The sequence below is a fragment of the Gordonia aurantiaca genome, assembly GCF_039939235.1.
In the GTDB taxonomy this organism is placed as follows: Bacteria; Actinomycetota; Actinomycetes; order Mycobacteriales; family Mycobacteriaceae; genus Gordonia.
On sequence record NZ_JBDUUF010000008.1, the window covers coordinates 145,765 to 161,191 of the forward strand.

Annotated in this window: 14 protein-coding genes and 1 pseudogene; 8 read left to right on the forward strand and 7 right to left on the reverse strand. The window is 68.7% G+C overall.

Annotated features, from left to right (window positions below; translation table 11 throughout):
- Positions 1 to 23: 23 nt before the first annotated feature.
- The 4 genes and pseudogenes from ABFT43_RS16280 to fabG form a co-directional block, all read left to right on the forward strand.
- Positions 24 to 203 (forward strand): annotated as a pseudogene (locus ABFT43_RS16280) (SHOCT domain-containing protein); the annotation flags it as partial.
- 28 nt (positions 204 to 231) lie between these two features.
- On the forward strand, positions 232 to 378 hold the full coding sequence (locus ABFT43_RS16285; RefSeq protein WP_247603858.1) for an SHOCT domain-containing protein: 147 nt from the start codon (positions 232 to 234) through the stop codon (positions 376 to 378).
- A 172-nt stretch (positions 379 to 550) separates the two neighbouring features.
- Complete coding sequence (locus ABFT43_RS16290; RefSeq protein WP_347961372.1) at positions 551 to 1,570, forward strand: phosphotransferase enzyme family protein; 1,020 nt, start codon at positions 551 to 553, stop codon at positions 1,568 to 1,570.
- A gap of 82 nt (positions 1,571 to 1,652) precedes the next feature.
- On the forward strand, positions 1,653 to 2,429 hold the full coding sequence (gene fabG / locus ABFT43_RS16295) for a 3-oxoacyl-ACP reductase FabG (RefSeq protein ID WP_109238076.1): 777 nt from the start codon (positions 1,653 to 1,655) through the stop codon (positions 2,427 to 2,429).
- Positions 2,430 to 2,604: 175 nt separating this feature from the next.
- On the opposite strand, the gene ribB is transcribed toward fabG, so the two are convergent.
- On the reverse strand, positions 2,605 to 3,864 hold the full coding sequence (ribB, locus tag ABFT43_RS16300; protein WP_347961373.1) for a 3,4-dihydroxy-2-butanone-4-phosphate synthase: 1,260 nt from the start codon (positions 3,862 to 3,864) through the stop codon (positions 2,605 to 2,607).
- A gap of 327 nt (positions 3,865 to 4,191) precedes the next feature.
- Between ribB and ABFT43_RS16305 the strand changes: the two genes are divergently transcribed.
- Positions 4,192 to 5,154, forward strand: coding sequence for a DUF808 domain-containing protein (locus ABFT43_RS16305; protein ID WP_347961374.1), 963 nt, complete (start codon positions 4,192 to 4,194; stop codon positions 5,152 to 5,154).
- A gap of 6 nt (positions 5,155 to 5,160) precedes the next feature.
- Here the strand turns inward: ABFT43_RS16305 and ABFT43_RS16310 are convergent, their stop codons facing one another.
- Genes ABFT43_RS16310 through ABFT43_RS16335 form a run of 6 tightly spaced genes read right to left on the reverse strand, consistent with a single transcriptional unit; the run spans position 5,161 to position 11,389 of the window.
- A complete protein-coding gene (locus tag ABFT43_RS16310; RefSeq protein ID WP_109238007.1) occupies positions 5,161 to 5,943 on the reverse strand; it encodes a sulfite exporter TauE/SafE family protein in 783 nt (260 codons plus the stop codon).
- A 49-nt stretch (positions 5,944 to 5,992) separates the two neighbouring features.
- Positions 5,993 to 7,099, reverse strand: a complete 1,107-nt coding sequence (locus ABFT43_RS16315; RefSeq protein WP_109238006.1) for an ABC transporter ATP-binding protein — start codon at positions 7,097 to 7,099, stop codon at positions 5,993 to 5,995.
- Between the two features lie 54 nt (positions 7,100 to 7,153).
- Complete coding sequence (locus ABFT43_RS16320; protein WP_347961375.1) at positions 7,154 to 8,041, reverse strand: carbohydrate ABC transporter permease; 888 nt, start codon at positions 8,039 to 8,041, stop codon at positions 7,154 to 7,156.
- Positions 8,041 to 8,997, reverse strand: a complete 957-nt coding sequence (locus tag ABFT43_RS16325) for a carbohydrate ABC transporter permease (RefSeq protein ID WP_347961376.1) — start codon at positions 8,995 to 8,997, stop codon at positions 8,041 to 8,043. Before ABFT43_RS16325 ends, ABFT43_RS16320 begins: the two co-directional genes overlap by 1 nt.
- 2 nt (positions 8,998 to 8,999) lie before the next feature.
- The gene (locus ABFT43_RS16330) at positions 9,000 to 10,349 is read right to left on the reverse strand and encodes an ABC transporter substrate-binding protein (protein WP_109238003.1); all 1,350 of its coding nucleotides are present in this window, start codon (positions 10,347 to 10,349) and stop codon (positions 9,000 to 9,002) included.
- The gene (locus ABFT43_RS16335) at positions 10,346 to 11,389 is read right to left on the reverse strand and encodes a sugar-binding transcriptional regulator (protein ID WP_109238002.1); all 1,044 of its coding nucleotides are present in this window, start codon (positions 11,387 to 11,389) and stop codon (positions 10,346 to 10,348) included. Before ABFT43_RS16335 ends, ABFT43_RS16330 begins: the two co-directional genes overlap by 4 nt.
- A 125-nt stretch (positions 11,390 to 11,514) precedes the next feature.
- On the opposite strand from ABFT43_RS16335, the gene ABFT43_RS16340 reads away from it, so the two are divergent.
- Genes ABFT43_RS16340 through xylB form a run of 3 tightly spaced genes read left to right on the forward strand, consistent with a single transcriptional unit; the run spans position 11,515 to position 15,424 of the window.
- Complete coding sequence (locus tag ABFT43_RS16340) at positions 11,515 to 12,561, forward strand: NAD(P)-dependent alcohol dehydrogenase (protein WP_347961495.1); 1,047 nt, start codon at positions 11,515 to 11,517, stop codon at positions 12,559 to 12,561.
- On the forward strand, positions 12,558 to 14,045 hold the full coding sequence (locus ABFT43_RS16345; RefSeq protein ID WP_457590166.1) for a mannitol dehydrogenase family protein: 1,488 nt from the start codon (positions 12,558 to 12,560) through the stop codon (positions 14,043 to 14,045). The genes ABFT43_RS16340 and ABFT43_RS16345 overlap by 4 nt, the downstream gene beginning before the upstream one ends.
- Positions 14,042 to 15,424: a xylulokinase gene (gene xylB / locus ABFT43_RS16350; RefSeq protein WP_131734586.1), complete on the forward strand. Its 1,383-nt coding sequence runs from the start codon at positions 14,042 to 14,044 to the stop codon at positions 15,422 to 15,424. The genes ABFT43_RS16345 and xylB overlap by 4 nt, the downstream gene beginning before the upstream one ends.
- The last annotated feature ends 3 nt before the right edge of the window (positions 15,425 to 15,427 follow it).

Sequence of the window (15,427 nt, forward strand, 5' to 3'; positions counted from 1 at the left end):
CGCCTCGACGAAGGACCTCAGCCATGAACGTATCGGTCACCCCCGAAGCCGAATCCGCCATCGCCGACCTCTCGTCGCGCCACGAGATCTCCCGCGAGGCCGTGCTGGCGATGCTGTTCGCCGTGAACACCGGCGGCGGCACGATGGCACAGTTCGACATCCCCGAACCCGGTGGCTCCGGGCAGTGGATGCGCGGCGGGATGCCAGAGCACGCCGCCGACCGCCGAACCGGTGCCGGCGCCCGTCCACAACCACTCGACACCGGACCCGACGTCCATCGTCGCCGCCATCGAATCACCGGCCGATCTGCACCGCCGCGGGATCCTCACCGACGACGGGTTCGCCACGGAGAAGGCCGAGCTGCTCGGCCGGCTCTGATCGCTCGCCACGAGATCGCCGCGGGTCGAAACCTCCTCTGGGTCAACACCTGTGGGATCGGCGTCACACGCGGTGTTACCTCCGTGTTGCACCGGCCGGATGTTCGCAAATTGCAGGTAAACGATCCTGGTCTCGCCGCTCGGTGCGGCCCGCCGGGGGCGACACTGTGCCGGTGCCCGGATTGCCTGCAGACCACCGCTCGTTCGCGGAGACCGCGCTACCCTGCTACGGGCTCGCCCCGACGACGTCCCTGCGTCTGCTGAGCCTGTCCGAGAACGCGACGTACCTGGCCGAGGACGCGGGTCGGCAGCTGGTCCTGCGCGTCCACCGTCCCGGATACCACTCGCTCGACGCCGTGCGCTCCGAGTTGCGCTGGATGTCCGCGCTGGGCTCCGAGACCCCCGTGTCGACCCCGACCCCGATCTCCGCCCTCGACGGATCGGATGTCGTCGAGGTGGCCGTCGACGGCCGCTCCCTGCTGGTGGACGCCGTCACGGTGGTGCCCGGCTGCAACGCCGAGGAGGCACCGGACAAGGTGGACTTCTCCACCATCGGAACCGTCACCGCACACCTACACGAACACAGCGTGTCCTGGTGCCCGCCACCTGACTTCACGCGGTTCACCTGGGATGTCGACGCGATCCTCGGTCCGCGGGCCCGGTGGGGCCAGTGGCGTGAGGCGCCCGGCCTGACCGATCGGGACCGCGCCGACATCGCCGCGGCCGCCGACGTCATCACCGAGCGCCTCCACCGCTTCGGCACCGGCCCCGACCGGTTCGGCCTCGTCCACGCCGACCTGCGGCTGGCCAACCTCATGATCGATCCGGACGCGGATCTGCCCGTCGTCACCGTCATCGATTTCGACGACTGCGGTTGGTCCTGGCATCTCGCAGACCTCGGGTCGGCGCTGTCGTTCATCGAGGACTCGCCCGACGCCGAGCAGATGGTCGCCGAATGGCTGCGCGGGTACACCGCGGTCCGTCCGCTGCCCGACGAGCACCGGGAGATGATCCCGACCTTCGTCCTGCTGCGTCGCATCCAGCTCACCGCCTGGGTGGCATCGCACGCGGAGTCCGACGCGGCACTCGAATTGGGTTCCGGGTTCGCCCCCGGCACAGCCGTTCTCGCCCGGCGCTACCTCGACGACCCGGACTGGTTGCGCGGCGCCTCCACCCGGACGACCGCCGCCTGATCCGCCGACGGCGACCGGCGCACGCCGCCTCGACCGAATCCACGAACATCACGCCACGAGCATCACGAGGAGCATCATGACCCTGTTCGATCTGTCCGGACGATCCGTGATCGTCACCGGTGCCACCAAGGGCATCGGCCGCGGGATCGCCGGGGTGTTCGCGCGGGCCGGCTGCAACGTGGCGATCGCCGCCCGCTCCGCTGCCGAGATCGAGTCGTGCGTCGCGGACCTGGACGCGCTCGGCGGGGGCAAGATCATCGGCGTCCAGACCGATGTCAGCAACCGGGAGTCGTGCGACGCGATGGCCGCGGCGGCCGTGGACGCATTCGGCGTCATCGACGTCGTCTGCGCCAACGCCGGCATCTTCCCGGAGGCCTCGTTGCCGTCGATGACCGATGCGCAGCTCTCCGAGGTCCTCGACGTCAACGTCAAGGGCACGATCTTCACGGTGCAGGCGTGCCTGCCCGGCCTCACCGCCTCCGGTAGCGGACGGGTGATCATCACCTCGTCGATCACCGGCCCCGTCACGGGCTTCCCCAACTGGTCACACTACGGGGCGTCGAAGGCCGCCCAGCTCGGGTTCATGCGCACGGCGGCGATCGAACTCGCGGCGCAGAAGATCACCGTCAACGCGATCATGCCCGGCAACGTGCTGACCGAGGGCCTGGTGCAGATGGGTGAGGACTACATCGCGGGCATGACCCGGGCGATCCCGATGAAGGCCCTCGGGACTCCCGAGGACATCGGCCATCTCGCGGCGTTCCTGGCCACCAGGGAGGCCGGTTACATCACCGGGCAGGCGATCGCCGTCGACGGCGGCCAGATACTGCCCGAGTCGCCCGACGCGATCCCCGCCTGACGGCCGCCGGCCGGGGCACCCGCACGCACGCGAAATCGCGGGTTGGGCTCAGGATCGCGCTCTGTACCATGCGATCCGGGCTCAGCCCGCGTTTTGCGAGGACGCGGCCGCGGCCCTCTCGGCCAAGATCGGCGAGTACCATGCGATCCGGGCTCAACCCGCGTTTTGCGAGGGCTCAGATCGAAGCCACCGTGCTCCCGCCGTCGACCATGTTGTCGAAAAGGTGGCCGAGTCGGCGACGCTTGGTGTCGAGGTAACGGACGTTCGCGGACTGGACGCCGACGACCAGCGGAACCCGCTGCGCGATGGAGATTCCCGCGTCGGTCAGTCCGCGGACCTTGTCGGGGTTGTTGGTCAGCACGCGCGCGCGTTCGATGCCGAGGTCGGCGAGAATGGCCGCGGCCGCCCCGTATTCTCGGCCGTCGACCGGTTCGTCGAGTTCGAGGTTGGCCTCCACGGTGTCGAGGCCTTGATCCTGCAGCCGGTAGGCGGCGAGCTTCTTCAGCAACCCGATGCCGCGGCCCTCGTGACCGCGCAGGTACACGACGACGCCGCCTTCATGGCCGATCCGCTCCAGCGCGGCGTCGAGCTGGGGTCCGCACTCGCAGCGCTGTGACGAGAACGCCTCTCCCGTCAGACATTCGGAGTGGATCCGGACCAGCGGGGCGGGCCGGCGCAGGCCGTCCCCAAAGATGCCGTCGCTGATGAGGGCTACGTGTTCGGCACCGGTCTCCGTGTCGCGGTAGCCGATCGCCCGGAGTTCGCCGGCCGGGGTCGGCAGCACCGTCTCGGCGCCGCGCCGGACGCGGGGCGCGACGGCCCAACGATCGGCATCGTGCATGCGCCGGTGGTTGACGAGTTCCTCGATGGTCAGCACCGGCAGCCCCATGCGTGAACCCAGCGCGGCGACCTGCGGATACCGCATCATCGACCCGTCCTCGGCGACGAGCTCCGCGATCACGCCCACCGGGGCGATGTCGGCGAGCGTGCACAGGTCCACGGCGGCCTCCGTGTGACCGGGACGCTCGAGGACACCGCCGGGGCGGGCGCGGAGCGGGAGCACGTGCCCGGGCCGGGTGAAGTCGCGCGGACCGGAGGCGGCCGCGGCCAGCATACGAAGCGTGTGGGCCCGATCGGCGGCGGAGATACCGGTGGTGACCCCCTCTGCCGCGTCTACGGTCACCGTGTAGGCGGTGGCCTTCGGGTCTTCGTTGTGGGAGACCATGGCGGGCAGTTCGAGCATGTCCGCCCGTTCGGCCGTCATCGGTGCGCAGAGCAGCCCGGAGGTGTTCCGGACCGTCCATGCGGTCCATTCGGTGGTCACGCGGTCGGCGGCCAGGATGACATCGCCCTCGTTCTCGCGATCGGCGGCGTCGGTCACCAGGACCGGCCGACCCGCACGAAGTGCATCGATGGCGTTCTCGATGGCGTTCATCTGCTCTCCTCGTCCTCGACGACCATGCGCGTCGTGGCCCGACACCCGATGCGCGAGCGCTGCATATCGCGTGGCCACGTGTCCGTCATTCGACACCCCGGCCGTGACGTGGCGGAAAACCGCGCGTGGCAGACAGATTTCGCCGCCGGACGGATTCGAAACCGCAGGTCGACGGCCCCTGCCGGTGAATAGCGCCGGTTTTCGGACCGGGTCGGGCCATATCCGCGGTGACGACGGCGCGCACGGGCCGACCGGTGACGTCTTGGGCATACTGTTCTTCTGACGCAGTCCGGAACGCCGGACTCAACCCCGAACCTGGAGGTCCCCGTGGCAGGTGGTCTCGTCGCCCTGCTCGACGACATCGCGACGCTCACCCGCGCCGCCGCCGCGTCGCTCGACGACATCGGCGCCGCCGCGGGCAAGGCCAGTGTCAAGGCCGCGGGCGTCGTCGTCGACGACACCGCCGTCACCCCGCGCTACGTCGACGGGTTCACCCCGGATCGCGAGCTTCCGATCGTCCGCAAGATCGCGTTCGGCTCGATCCGCAACAAGCTGCTGATCATCCTTCCGATCGCGATGGTCCTCAGCGAGTTCCTGCCCGACGCGCTGCCGTACCTGCTGATCGCAGGCGGCCTGTTCCTCTCCTACGAGGGCGCGGAGAAGGTGTGGGAGGCGATCACCGACCACCACGAGGAGTCCGGCCCCGAGCGGGCCGGTCCCGAGTTCGAGAAGACGATGGTCAGGGGCGCGATCCGCACCGACCTCATCCTGTCCGCCGAGATCATGGTCATCTCGCTGTCCTCGGTGGAGGACGAACCGTTCTGGACACGGCTGGCGGTGCTGATCATCGTCGCGTTCTTCATCACCGCGCTGGTCTACGGCGTGGTCGCGCTGATCGTGAAGATGGACGACGTCGGTCTGGCCCTGGCCCGGCGTGAATCCGGGTTCAGCCAGACCGTGGGCCGAGGCCTGGTCAGCGCGATGCCGAAGATCATGGCAGTGCTCACCGTCGTAGGGATCGCCGCCATGCTGTGGGTCGGTGGCCACATCCTGATCGCCAACGTCGGCGAGGCCGGATTCCACTGGCCCGCGGATCAGTTGCACCACCTCGAGCACTGGTTCGCCGAACTGGTCCACGGTGGCTTCGGCGGGTTCCTGTCCTGGACCGCCGGGACGGTGGTGTCGGCTCTCGTCGGCCTGGGCGTCGGCGCGATCCTCGTGGCGCTGCTGCACTTCCTGCCCAAGCGGGCGAAGAAGAACGAGGCCGCCGCCGAGGTCGAGGCGCACTGACCTCGGTCAGCCCACCAGACGCCACAACCCGATCAATCCGACCACGACGATCACCCCGCGCAACGCGCCCGGCGACAGGCGTCGCCCGTACCGCGCGCCGATCATCCCGCCGGCCAGCGACCCGAGGGCGATGACCCCGGCCGCTGCCCAGTTGATCCGATCGAACGCGACGAGCGTGTAGGTGACCGCGGCGACGACGTTCACCACGAGCGAGAGCAGGTTCTTCGCCGCGTTCATGCGCTGGATGTGGTCGGGCACGACCACTCCGAGAACGGCGATCAGCATGATGCCCTGGGCGGCGGTGAAGTAGCCGCCGTAGATGCCCACGGCGAAGGTGCCGGCGATCATCGCCGTGATGCGCAGCGGGGTGAGGTGCTCACGCTCCGGGTGCACGGGGCCGGTCGACCGGCGCGCCACCCACGCCGAGATGCGCGGTTGGGCGACGACGAGTATCAGCGCGGCGACCAGCAGCACCGGTACGACCATCTCGAAGACCCGCTCCGGCAGATGCAGCAGCAGCCAGCATCCGACGATCGCGCCCACGAACGACGCGGGGATCTGCCACCGCAGTTGCGGCCACTGGCCCTCGAGCTCCCGCCGGTACCCCCAGGTTCCCGACACGCCTCCCGCAACCAGGCCGATCGCGTTGGAGATGGTGGCCGTGACCGGCGGAATCCCGAACGACACCAGCGTCGGGAAGGTGATCAGTGTGCCGCTGCCGACGACCGCGTTGATCGCGCCCGCTCCCACGCCGGCCAGCAGAACGGCCAGCAGTTCCCAAGTCGTCACAGTGTCCGAGGGTGCCCGCTGCGCCGAGGGACGTGAACACCGGGGTGGGTCACACCAGTCGCTCGCCCGTCTCGGGGTGGAACAGGTGCACGGCCCGATCGGCCTGCTTCAGTCGGATCCCCTCGCCGCGTTTGGCCGGGGACCGCTCCGAGGACCGCGCGACCATGACCATCGGCTCGGCGTCGAGGTTGCGCACCGACGGGTCGGCGAGGTTGGCGTAGATGTAGGTCTCGCTACCCAGCTCCTCCAGGAGGGCGACCTCGGCGTCGATGCCGGTACCGTCGTCGGCGAGGGCCAGGTGTTCGGGCCGGATGCCGACGGTGACCGACGACAGACCCGAACGGCGCAGTGCTGCCTGCGATTCCGCGTCGAGATCGACCCGTGCCCCGGAGACGGTGATCTCGCCGTCGGAGACCGGTGCGGTGAAGAGGTTCATCCCCGGCGATCCGATGAATCCGGCGACGAAGGCGTTGACCGGACGGTCGTACAGCTCGGTGGGCGACGAGAACTGCTGCAGGACGCCGTTCTTGAGAACGGCGACCCGGTCACCCATGGTCATCGCCTCGACCTGGTCGTGGGTGACGTAGACGGTCGTCGTACCGAGCCGACGCTGCAGCGCCGCGATCTGGGTGCGGGTCTGCACACGCAGCTTGGCGTCGAGGTTGGACAGCGGCTCGTCCATGCAGAACACGCGCGGCTCCCGGACGATCGCACGACCCATCGCGACGCGCTGCCGCTGGCCGCCGGACAGCTTGGCGGGCTTGCGGTCGAGGAAGTCGGTGAGATCGAGCAGCTTGGCGGCCTCGGCGACCTTCCGCTTGCGCTCGTCGAGGGGAATGCCGCGCATCTTGAGCGCGAAACCCATGTTCTCCCCGACGGTCTTGTTGGGATAGAGCGCATAGTTCTGGAAGACCATGGCGATGTCGCGGTCCTTGGGCGGCACTCCGACCATGTTCTCGCCACCGATGCGGATCTGTCCGGAATCGATCTCCTCGAGACCGGCGAGCATACGCAATGCGGTGGACTTGCCCGAACCCGAGGGTCCGACGAGGACGACGAACTCGCCGTCGTTGATGTCCAGGTCGAGGGAGTCGACGGCCAGCTTGTCGGCGCCGGGGTAGACGCAGCAGGCCTTGTCGTAGGTGATGGATGCCATGGTTTGCTCCGGAGGTCGTGGTGGTGGGTCAGGAGAAGAACGGATGCCGGTGGGTCATTTGATGGCGCCGAACGACAATCCTCGGACGAGTTTGTTCTGGGCGATCCAGCCGCAGATGACGACCGGTAGCGCGGCGAGGACCGAGGCCGCCGACAGCTGCGCCCAGTACAGGCCCTGCCCCGACATGAACCCGGTCAGGAACACCGGCATGGTCTGGGCGTTGACCGCGGTCATGTTGACGGCGAAGAAGAACTCGTTCCACGAGAAGATCACACAGATCAGCGCGGTGGCGGCGATTCCCGGTGACACCAGCGGGAGGATCACCTCGCGGACCGATGTCCACAGGCTCGCACCGTCGATGCTCGCCGCCTCGAGCAGTTCGCCTGGAACCTCGAGGAAGAACGAGCGCATCATCCACACCGCGATCGGCAGGTTCATGGCGGTGTAGAGGATCACCAGCGTCCAGATGTTGTCGAGCATCCCGATCTCGCCGACGATCACGTACAGCGGGATGATCGCGGCGACGATCGGCAGCATCTTGGTGCTGATGAAGAAGAAGAGCGCGTCCCTGGTCTTGCGGACCGGCCGCAACGACAACGCGAACGCAGCCGGAACACCGAGCAGCAGGACGAGAATCGTCGAGACCACGGTCGCGAACACCGAATTGAGCAGTGGTGTCGCGATTCCCGCGTCGAAGACGTCACGGAACTGTTGCAGCGTCGGGGTGAAGACGAACGTCGGCGGGTTGGTCGCCGCATCGGACTCCTGTTTGAACGCGGTCAGCACCATCCACAGGACCGGGAAGAAGAACCCGATGGCGAGGATCCAGGTGAACACGGTCAAAGCCGCTTGCCGTGGATGCCTGCGTCGACGGATCTCTGTGTGAGACAGACCTTCCGGGCTCGTCTCCACGGACGCGGTCGGGCGGGTGTCGGTGGTCATCAGGCCGGCTCCTCTGTTCCGGTGAACGACTTGAAGATCAGTCGGAGCGCCAGCGAGGCGACGACGATCGTGCCGATCACGGTGACGACGCCCATCGCCGCGGCCTGACCGATGTCGAAGCCGAGGAAGGCGCGCTGGTAGATGTAGTACGAGAGGTTGGAACTGGAAACGCCCGGCCCGCCGGAGGTCATCATGTACACGGCGTCGAAGGTGTTGACCAGATAGATCGCGCCGAGCACCGCGCCCAGTTCGATGAAGCGGCGCAGGTGCGGCAGCGTCAGTTCGCGGAACAACCGGAAGTTGGTGGCGCCGTCCACGCGGGCGGCCTCCTGGACATCACGCGGCATCGACTGCAGGCCGGCCAGTATCAGCAGCATCATGAACGGCGTCCACTGCCAGACCAGTTCGGCCATGACGCTCATCAGCGGGAACTCCGACAACCAGTCGATCTCCACCCCGAATGGGCCGAGCGCCCAGTTGACCAGACCGTTGGTCGGCGACAGCAGGCTCGTCTTCCACAGCAGCGCCGCGGCGACCGGCGTCACCAGGAACGGGGTGATCAGCAAGGTGCGAACCACGCCGCGGCCCAGGAACTTCCGATCGAGCAGCAGCGCGAAGAGCAACCCGAGGACGATCGAGACCAGGACCGTGCCGACGATCAGCAGGACGGTGTTCGCGGTGACGCGCCAGAACTGGTTGTCCCGGAAGACCGCCACGTAGTTGTCGAGGCCGACGAACGAGCGGGAGTCCGGACGGACCAGGTTCCACGACTGCGTCGAGTAGTACAGCGTGAACAGAAACGGAACCTGCGTCACCACGATCATGAAGATCAGCGCGGGCAGGAGTGGTCCGCGGCGGCGCCACCCCTCGGCGCGTGAGATGTGGTCGCGCGACGAGGTCAGCGGTTCCTGACCGGCGGGTTCCTCGGGGGCCCGCGGCGGGGCTGCAGTCGCCATGATCAATGCTCCCTCTGGTAGGACTTGCCGACGACCTCGGCGTACTCCTGCGCCTGGGCCAGTGCGTCGTCGACGCTGATCTGTCCGGCGATGGCAGCCGAGATCTGCTGGCTGACACGGGTTCCGAGATCCTGGAACTCGGGGATCGCGAGGAACTGGACGCCGGTGTAGGGGACCGGCCTCAGCGTCGGTTCCAACTGGTTCGCAGCCTGCATGGACGCCAGCGTCTGTTCGGCGAACGGTTCGGCGAGTTCGCGGTAGGCCGGCAACTCGTAGGTCGACATCCGGCTGCCCGGCGGCACGTGGCTGGGGCCGAGTTTCTCGGCGACATATCGGATGTACTCCTTACCCGTCATCCACCGGATGAACGCCCATGCCTCGTCGGGATGTTCGCTGCTGCTGGGGATGCCGAGCGACCAGGTGTACAGCCAGCCGTTGTCCTTCTTGGCCATGCTGGGCGCGGGGAGATATCCGACGTCGCCGGCGATCGTCGAGGTCTCCGGGCTCTCGAGCACCGACACCGCGGAGGTGGCGTCGTACCACATCGCAACCCTGCCCTGCGACAGCAGGTTTCCACATTCCTGGAAGCCCGACGACGACGCCCCGGCCTCGCCATACCTGCGTACGGTGTCGACGTAGAACTGCACCGCCGCCTTCACTTCCGGACTGTCGAGCCGCGCGTTCCAGTCCTCGTCGTACCAGCGGCCGCCGTAGGCGTTGATCACGGTGTTCAACGGCGCGAGGACCTCACCCCAGCCGGGCTTGCCGCGCAGGCAGATCCCGGCGACACGGTCGCTGTCGAGTTTCGCGGCCGCCTCGGCGACCTCGGGCCAGGTGGGATTCGGCGGAAGGGAGACCCCGGCCTCGGCGAAGAGCCTCTTGTTGTACATCAGGAACGACGACTCGCCGTAGAACGGGGCCGAGTACATCGATCCGTCGTGGGACAGCGCCGTTTTCAGGGTGGGTATGAAGTCGTCGGCGTCGTAGTCGGGGTCGGCCGCCATGTAGGGGCCGAGGTCGACCAACCAGCCGTACTCACCCCACATCGGGGTCTCGTAGTTACTGATCATCACGACGTCGAACTCGCCGCCGCCGGTGGCGACCGATGCGGTGATCTTGGCGCGCGCCTCGTTCTCCGAGAGGGTCACGAACTTCACGCTGACGCCGGGGTTCTGCTGTTCGAACTGGTCGGACAGGGCCACTGCATCCTGCATCTGCGAGTTGGAGACCATCGCGACGGTGATCTCGCGCCCGCCTCCGCCGGTGAGCGATCCGGCCCCGGAACAACCGGCCACCACCAGCGCCACCGTCGCCACGAGGACGCCGAGGACGCTGCGTCGGGAGAACTTCATTGTTCGCCTTTCTTCTGCAACACAAGCCATTCCGCGGTCGCAACATCGGTGACGAGGATGGTGGCGTAGCCGCCGCGGAGGGCGCCGAGAATCGACTCGCGCCGGTGCTCGCCACCGGAGACGAGGATCGACGTGGGACATCCGCGCACCGCGTCGAGCGGGACCGAGATGGTCCGGTCGACGAGGCTCGACGCCACCGGGTTGCCGTCGGCGTCGTAGAACCGGCCGCCGATCTCCCCGACCGCGCCCAGTTCGAGGAGTTCGTCGAGCACGATCGCGTCGATGAACGCCCCCTCGAAGAGGGTCGTCGACGTCGAGACCGACCCGACGCCGAACAACATCACCTGCGCGCCGCGAGCAGCTGAGAGCGCCTGCGACAGAATCGAATCGCGATTGACCGCGGCCACGGTCTCGGGGTCGACGTAGAGCGGGGCGACGAGCCGCAGCGGGCGTGCGTGGAGACGCTCGGAGAATCGCGCGAGCGCGTGGTCGACTCCGGTGTGGTACTCGACGGAGGTCATCGAACCGTCCATCTGCACCACCCGCTCACATGACGAGCTGGCGCCCAGGGCATCGGCGACGGCGACCTGTTCGGGCCCCCAGGTGAAGCCGAAGGTGTCGGAGGGTTGGATACGGCGTGTCAGCACCGATGCCCCGGCGCGGCCGAGCGCGGCGTTGCCGGTGGTCGATCCGTCGGCCACCTCGTCGATGACCAGCACCTCGTCGAGGCCGAATGCCTCCTCCACCCGTCGTTCGAGGTCGGTGTGGATCGAGGCGGACAGGTGCGGCGGCGCCGACACCGTCACCTGCACCAGGCCCTGGGCGCGGGCACGGGCGACGAGCCGGCCCGCGGTGGGACGGGAGACGCCGAGCCGGGCCGCGATCTCGGCCTGGGTGAGGCCCTCGAGGTGGTACATGGTGGCCGCGCGGACGAGGAGTCGCAGGTCCTGACCGGTGTCGGCGCCGGCTCTCCCGGACGGACGCGCGGTCGCGGTCTGCTGATCGTCGGCGGAGTCGACCGCCGGTTTGCGAGGTGCCATCCAGGCCCACCCCCGTCGTCTCGTGTGAGCATCTGCTCACTAGCGGTGAATATGCTCAGTAAGCTAGCATCCACTGTGTGACCCACGCAACACCCCTCACCTCCACCCCTGAGCCGCCACAACGCATGCGCGCCGGGGTTCTCCACCCGGATCTGTCGCTCAGGATCGAAACCCGCAGGTCACCGAGGCCGGGTCCCGGCGACGTCCTGGTTGCGGTGCGCGCGGTCGGCGTGTGCGGCTCCGACGTCCACTACGTCCGCCACGGTCGCATCGGCGAGTACGTCGTAGACCGGCCGCTGATCCTCGGCCACGAGGCGTCCGGCGTCATCGTCGCGGTGGGCGAGGGTGTCGCGGCCGACCGCGTCGGCGAGCGCGTCTCCATCGAGCCGCAACGCCCCGACCCGACGTCGGCGGAGTCGAAACGCGGGGACTACCACCTGTGTCCGCACATGCGGTTCTTCGCGACCCCGCCCGTCGACGGGGCGTTCGCCGAGTTCGTGACCATCGGTGCGGACTTCGCCCATCCGGTGCCGCCTGAGGTGTCCGACGAGGCGGCCGCGCTGCTCGAGCCGCTGTCGGTCGGGATCGCGTCGGTCCGCAAGGCGGCGGTGTCGGCGGGCGACTCGATGCTGATCACCGGGGCCGGTCCGATCGGGCTGATGATCGCCCAGGTCGCCCGGGCTTCGGGTCTCACCCGCATCATCGTCAGCGAGCCCGACGACACCCGCCGTCGGCGCGCGCTGGAATTCGGTGCCACGCAAGCTGTTTCCCCAGAGGACCCGATCGATCCGGTGGACGCCTTCATCGATGCCAGTGGAGTCGCCGCCGCGGTCCGGGCGGGGATGGACGCGGTCCGCCCGGGTGGGCGGATCGTCTTGGTGGGCATGGGCGCCGACACGATGGAACTCCCGGCGAACCTCATCCAGAACCGCGAACTGGTGCTGACCGGCGTGTTCCGCTATGCCAACACCTGGCCCACCGCGCTGGCACTCGTCTCCGCCGGCGCGGTCGACCTGGACGCGATGGTCACCGCGCGGTTCGGCCTCGACGAGCTCGCCGACGCCCTCGACGCCGACCGGATGCCGGGAACCATCAAATCGGTTGTCCACCCGGCTGTTCGACGCTGGGACGACACCACACGACTCGACACGACAGGAGCAGCTCACCGATGAGCTCGACGCCGACCCCTCCCCTGACCGCCGCGACCCTGGACATGGTCCACGACGCCGCGGTTCCCGCCTACGACCGTGACGCCGTCACACCGGGAATCGTCCACTTCGGCGTCGGCGCCTTCCACCGCGCACACCAGGCGATGTACCTCGACCGGCTCCTCGCCGCCGACCCGTCGGCCCGTGGGTGGGGCATCTGCGGGGTCGGTGTGCGTCCCGCCGACACGGCGATGCGTGATGCGCTCGCGCCCCAGGACGGGTTGTTCACCCTCACGCTCAAACATCCCGGTGGGGCGGCCGAGACCTCGGTGATCGGTTCCATCGTCGAATATCTCTACGCGCCGGACGATCCCGAGAAGGTCCTGGAACGGCTGGCCGACCCGGCCATCCGCATCGTCTCGCTCACGGTCACGGAGGGCGGTTACAACTTCTCCCCCGCCACCGGCGAGTTCGACGCCGCGAACCCCGACATCGTCGCGGACCTGGCCGGGACCGAGCCGCCCCGAACGGTGTTCGGTCTGGTCACCGAGGCGCTCGCCCGTCGCCGCGACCGCGGGATCGGATCGTTCACGGTGATGTCCTGCGACAACATCCAGGGCAACGGCCACATGGCACGGTCAACCTTCCTGGCCTACGCACACCTGCGGGACCCCGAACTAGCGCAGTGGATCGAGGCCAACACCCGTTTCCCGAACTCGATGGTCGACCGCATCACGCCCGCGACCCCGCCCGAACTCACCGACGAGGTGACCGCACGCACGGGCGTCGTCGACGCCCGGCCGGTGGTCGCGGAGCCGTTCACGCAATGGGTTCTCGAGGACGACTTCGCGATGGGCCGCCCGGCTCTGGAGACCGTGGGCGTGCAGGTCGTCGACGACGTGACGCCCTACGAGCTGATGAAGCTGCGGTTGCTGAACGCGGGCCATCAGGCGCTCTGCTATTTCGGGTATCTCCTCGGCCACCGGTACGTGCACGACGCGGCATCGGACCCCGATCTGCAGAATCTCCTGCGCCGCTACATGACCGAAGAAGGCAAGACCACCCTGCGGCAACTGCCCGGCGTCGACGTGGACGTCTACATCGAGACCCTGCTGCAGCGGTTCGCCAACCCGGCGATCGGCGACACCATCGCCCGGCTGTGCCAGGACTCCTCCGACCGAATCCCCAAGTGGTTGGTGCCGGTGATCCGGGAGCGTCTCGCCGACGGGCGGCGCAGCGAGTTGGCCGCCGCAGTGGTGGCCAGTTGGACGCGGTATGCCGAGGGTGTCGACGAACAGGGCGAACCGATCGAGGTCGTGGACTCACGAGCGGCGGATCTCGTTCCACGGGCCCGGCGGTCACGCACCGACCCGCTGGCATTCGTCGCCGATCGTGAACTGTTCGGGGATCTGGCCGAGCAGGAGGGCTTCACCACGCCGTATCTCGCCGCGCTGGATGCGCTTCGCACCAAGGGCGCACGCGCCACGCTGACAGAATTGCTGTCATGACCCTGGTCGCCGGAATCGACTCGTCCACGCAGTCCTGCAAGGTCGTCGTCTGCGACGCGGGGACGGGTGAGGTCGTCCGCTCGGCGAGTTCACCCCATCCGCCCGGCACCGAGGTGAATCCCGAGCGGTGGTGGGAGGCGTTGCGCGACGCCGTGTCCCGGGCCGGCGGACTCGACGATGTGGCCGCGGCGTCGGTGGCAGGGCAGCAGCACGGGATGGTGTGCCTGGGCGCCGACGGGCAGGTCGTACGAGAAGCGTTGCTGTGGAACGACGTCCGTTCGGCATCGAGCGCCGCGGATCTGGTCGACGACCTGGGCGGATCGGACCGGTGGGCGAAGGCGGTCGGTGTGGTCCCGGTCGCGGCCATCACCGCCGCCAAGCTCCGCTGGCTCGCGGACCACGAACCCGAGGCCGCCGACGCCACCTCCGCGGTGTGCCTGCCCCATGACTGGCTCACCTGGCGCCTGCGCGGCAGTACCGACATCTCCGAGTTGACGACCGATCGCAGCGATGCGTCGGGGACCGGATACTTCAGCGCGCCGTCGGAAGAGTATCGACCCGACCTGCTCGAACTCGCGTTCCGCGGCCGTCGACCGGTGGTGCCACGCATCGTCGGGCCTGGCCAACGGTCCGGCGTCACGCCGTCCGGTGTGGTCGTCGGCGCAGGTGCCGGTGACAACGCGGCAGCGGCCCTCGGGCTGCATGTGCGTCCCGGCGAGGCCGTGGTGTCCCTGGGCACCTCCGGCGTCGTGTGCGCCGTCTCCGACTCCGCGCCCGCCGACCCGGAGGGACTCGTCGCGGGGTTCGCCGACGCCACGGGCCGGCATCTCCCGCTGGTGTGCACGCTGAACGGTGCGCCGGTGCTGGCGTCGACGGCGCGGATGCTCGGAGTCGACCTCGAGGAGTTCGCCCATCTCGCGCTCGCCGCTCCTCCCGGGGCGAACGGTCTGACGCTGATTCCGTACTTCGCCGGTGAGCGCTCCCCGAATCTCCCCGACGCGACCGGGACACTGACCGGGATCACCGCGGCCAACCTCACCCCGGCATCGGTCGCGCGAGCCGCGGTCGAGGGGCTGATCGCGTCCCTGGTGTTCTGCCGGGAGAAGATCGAGGCGCAGGGCATCACGGTCGATCGGATCCTGCTCACCGGTGGTGGTTCGAAGTCGCCTGCGGTGCGGGCGATCGCGCCGGCGATGCTCGGTGGCGGGGTCGACGTCCCGGCCGACGGCGAGCACGTCGCCCTCGGCGCGGCCCGCCAGGCCGCATGGGCTCTCACTGGTGAGCTGCCGGACTGGGACGTCGCGCGCCGGAAGCTGACCGCCGACCCGGCCCCGGAGGTGTACGAGCGGTACCGCTCCGTCGTCGACGTCGTCGGCTGAGCC

What these genes read in the sequence shown, in the direction of transcription:
- ABFT43_RS16335 (WP_109238002.1), bottom strand. Translation starts at nt 11,389, where the DNA reads ATGGCACCTCGCAAACCGGCGGTCGACTCCGCCGACGATCAGCAGACC.
- ABFT43_RS16345 (WP_457590166.1), top strand. Translation starts at nt 12,558, where the DNA reads ATGAGCTCGACGCCGACCCCTCCCCTGACCGCCGCGACCCTGGACATG.
- xylB (WP_131734586.1), top strand. Translation starts at nt 14,042, where the DNA reads ATGACCCTGGTCGCCGGAATCGACTCGTCCACGCAGTCCTGCAAGGTC.
- ABFT43_RS16320 (WP_347961375.1), bottom strand. Translation starts at nt 8,041, where the DNA reads ATGACCACCGACACCCGCCCGACCGCGTCCGTGGAGACGAGCCCGGAA.
- ribB (WP_347961373.1), bottom strand. Translation starts at nt 3,864, where the DNA reads ATGAACGCCATCGAGAACGCCATCGATGCACTTCGTGCGGGTCGGCCG.
- ABFT43_RS16330 (WP_109238003.1), bottom strand. Translation starts at nt 10,349, where the DNA reads ATGAAGTTCTCCCGACGCAGCGTCCTCGGCGTCCTCGTGGCGACGGTG.
- ABFT43_RS16315 (WP_109238006.1), bottom strand. Translation starts at nt 7,099, where the DNA reads ATGGCATCCATCACCTACGACAAGGCCTGCTGCGTCTACCCCGGCGCC.
- ABFT43_RS16340 (WP_347961495.1), top strand. Translation starts at nt 11,515, where the DNA reads ATGCGCGCCGGGGTTCTCCACCCGGATCTGTCGCTCAGGATCGAAACC.
- ABFT43_RS16325 (WP_347961376.1), bottom strand. Translation starts at nt 8,997, where the DNA reads ATGGCGACTGCAGCCCCGCCGCGGGCCCCCGAGGAACCCGCCGGTCAG.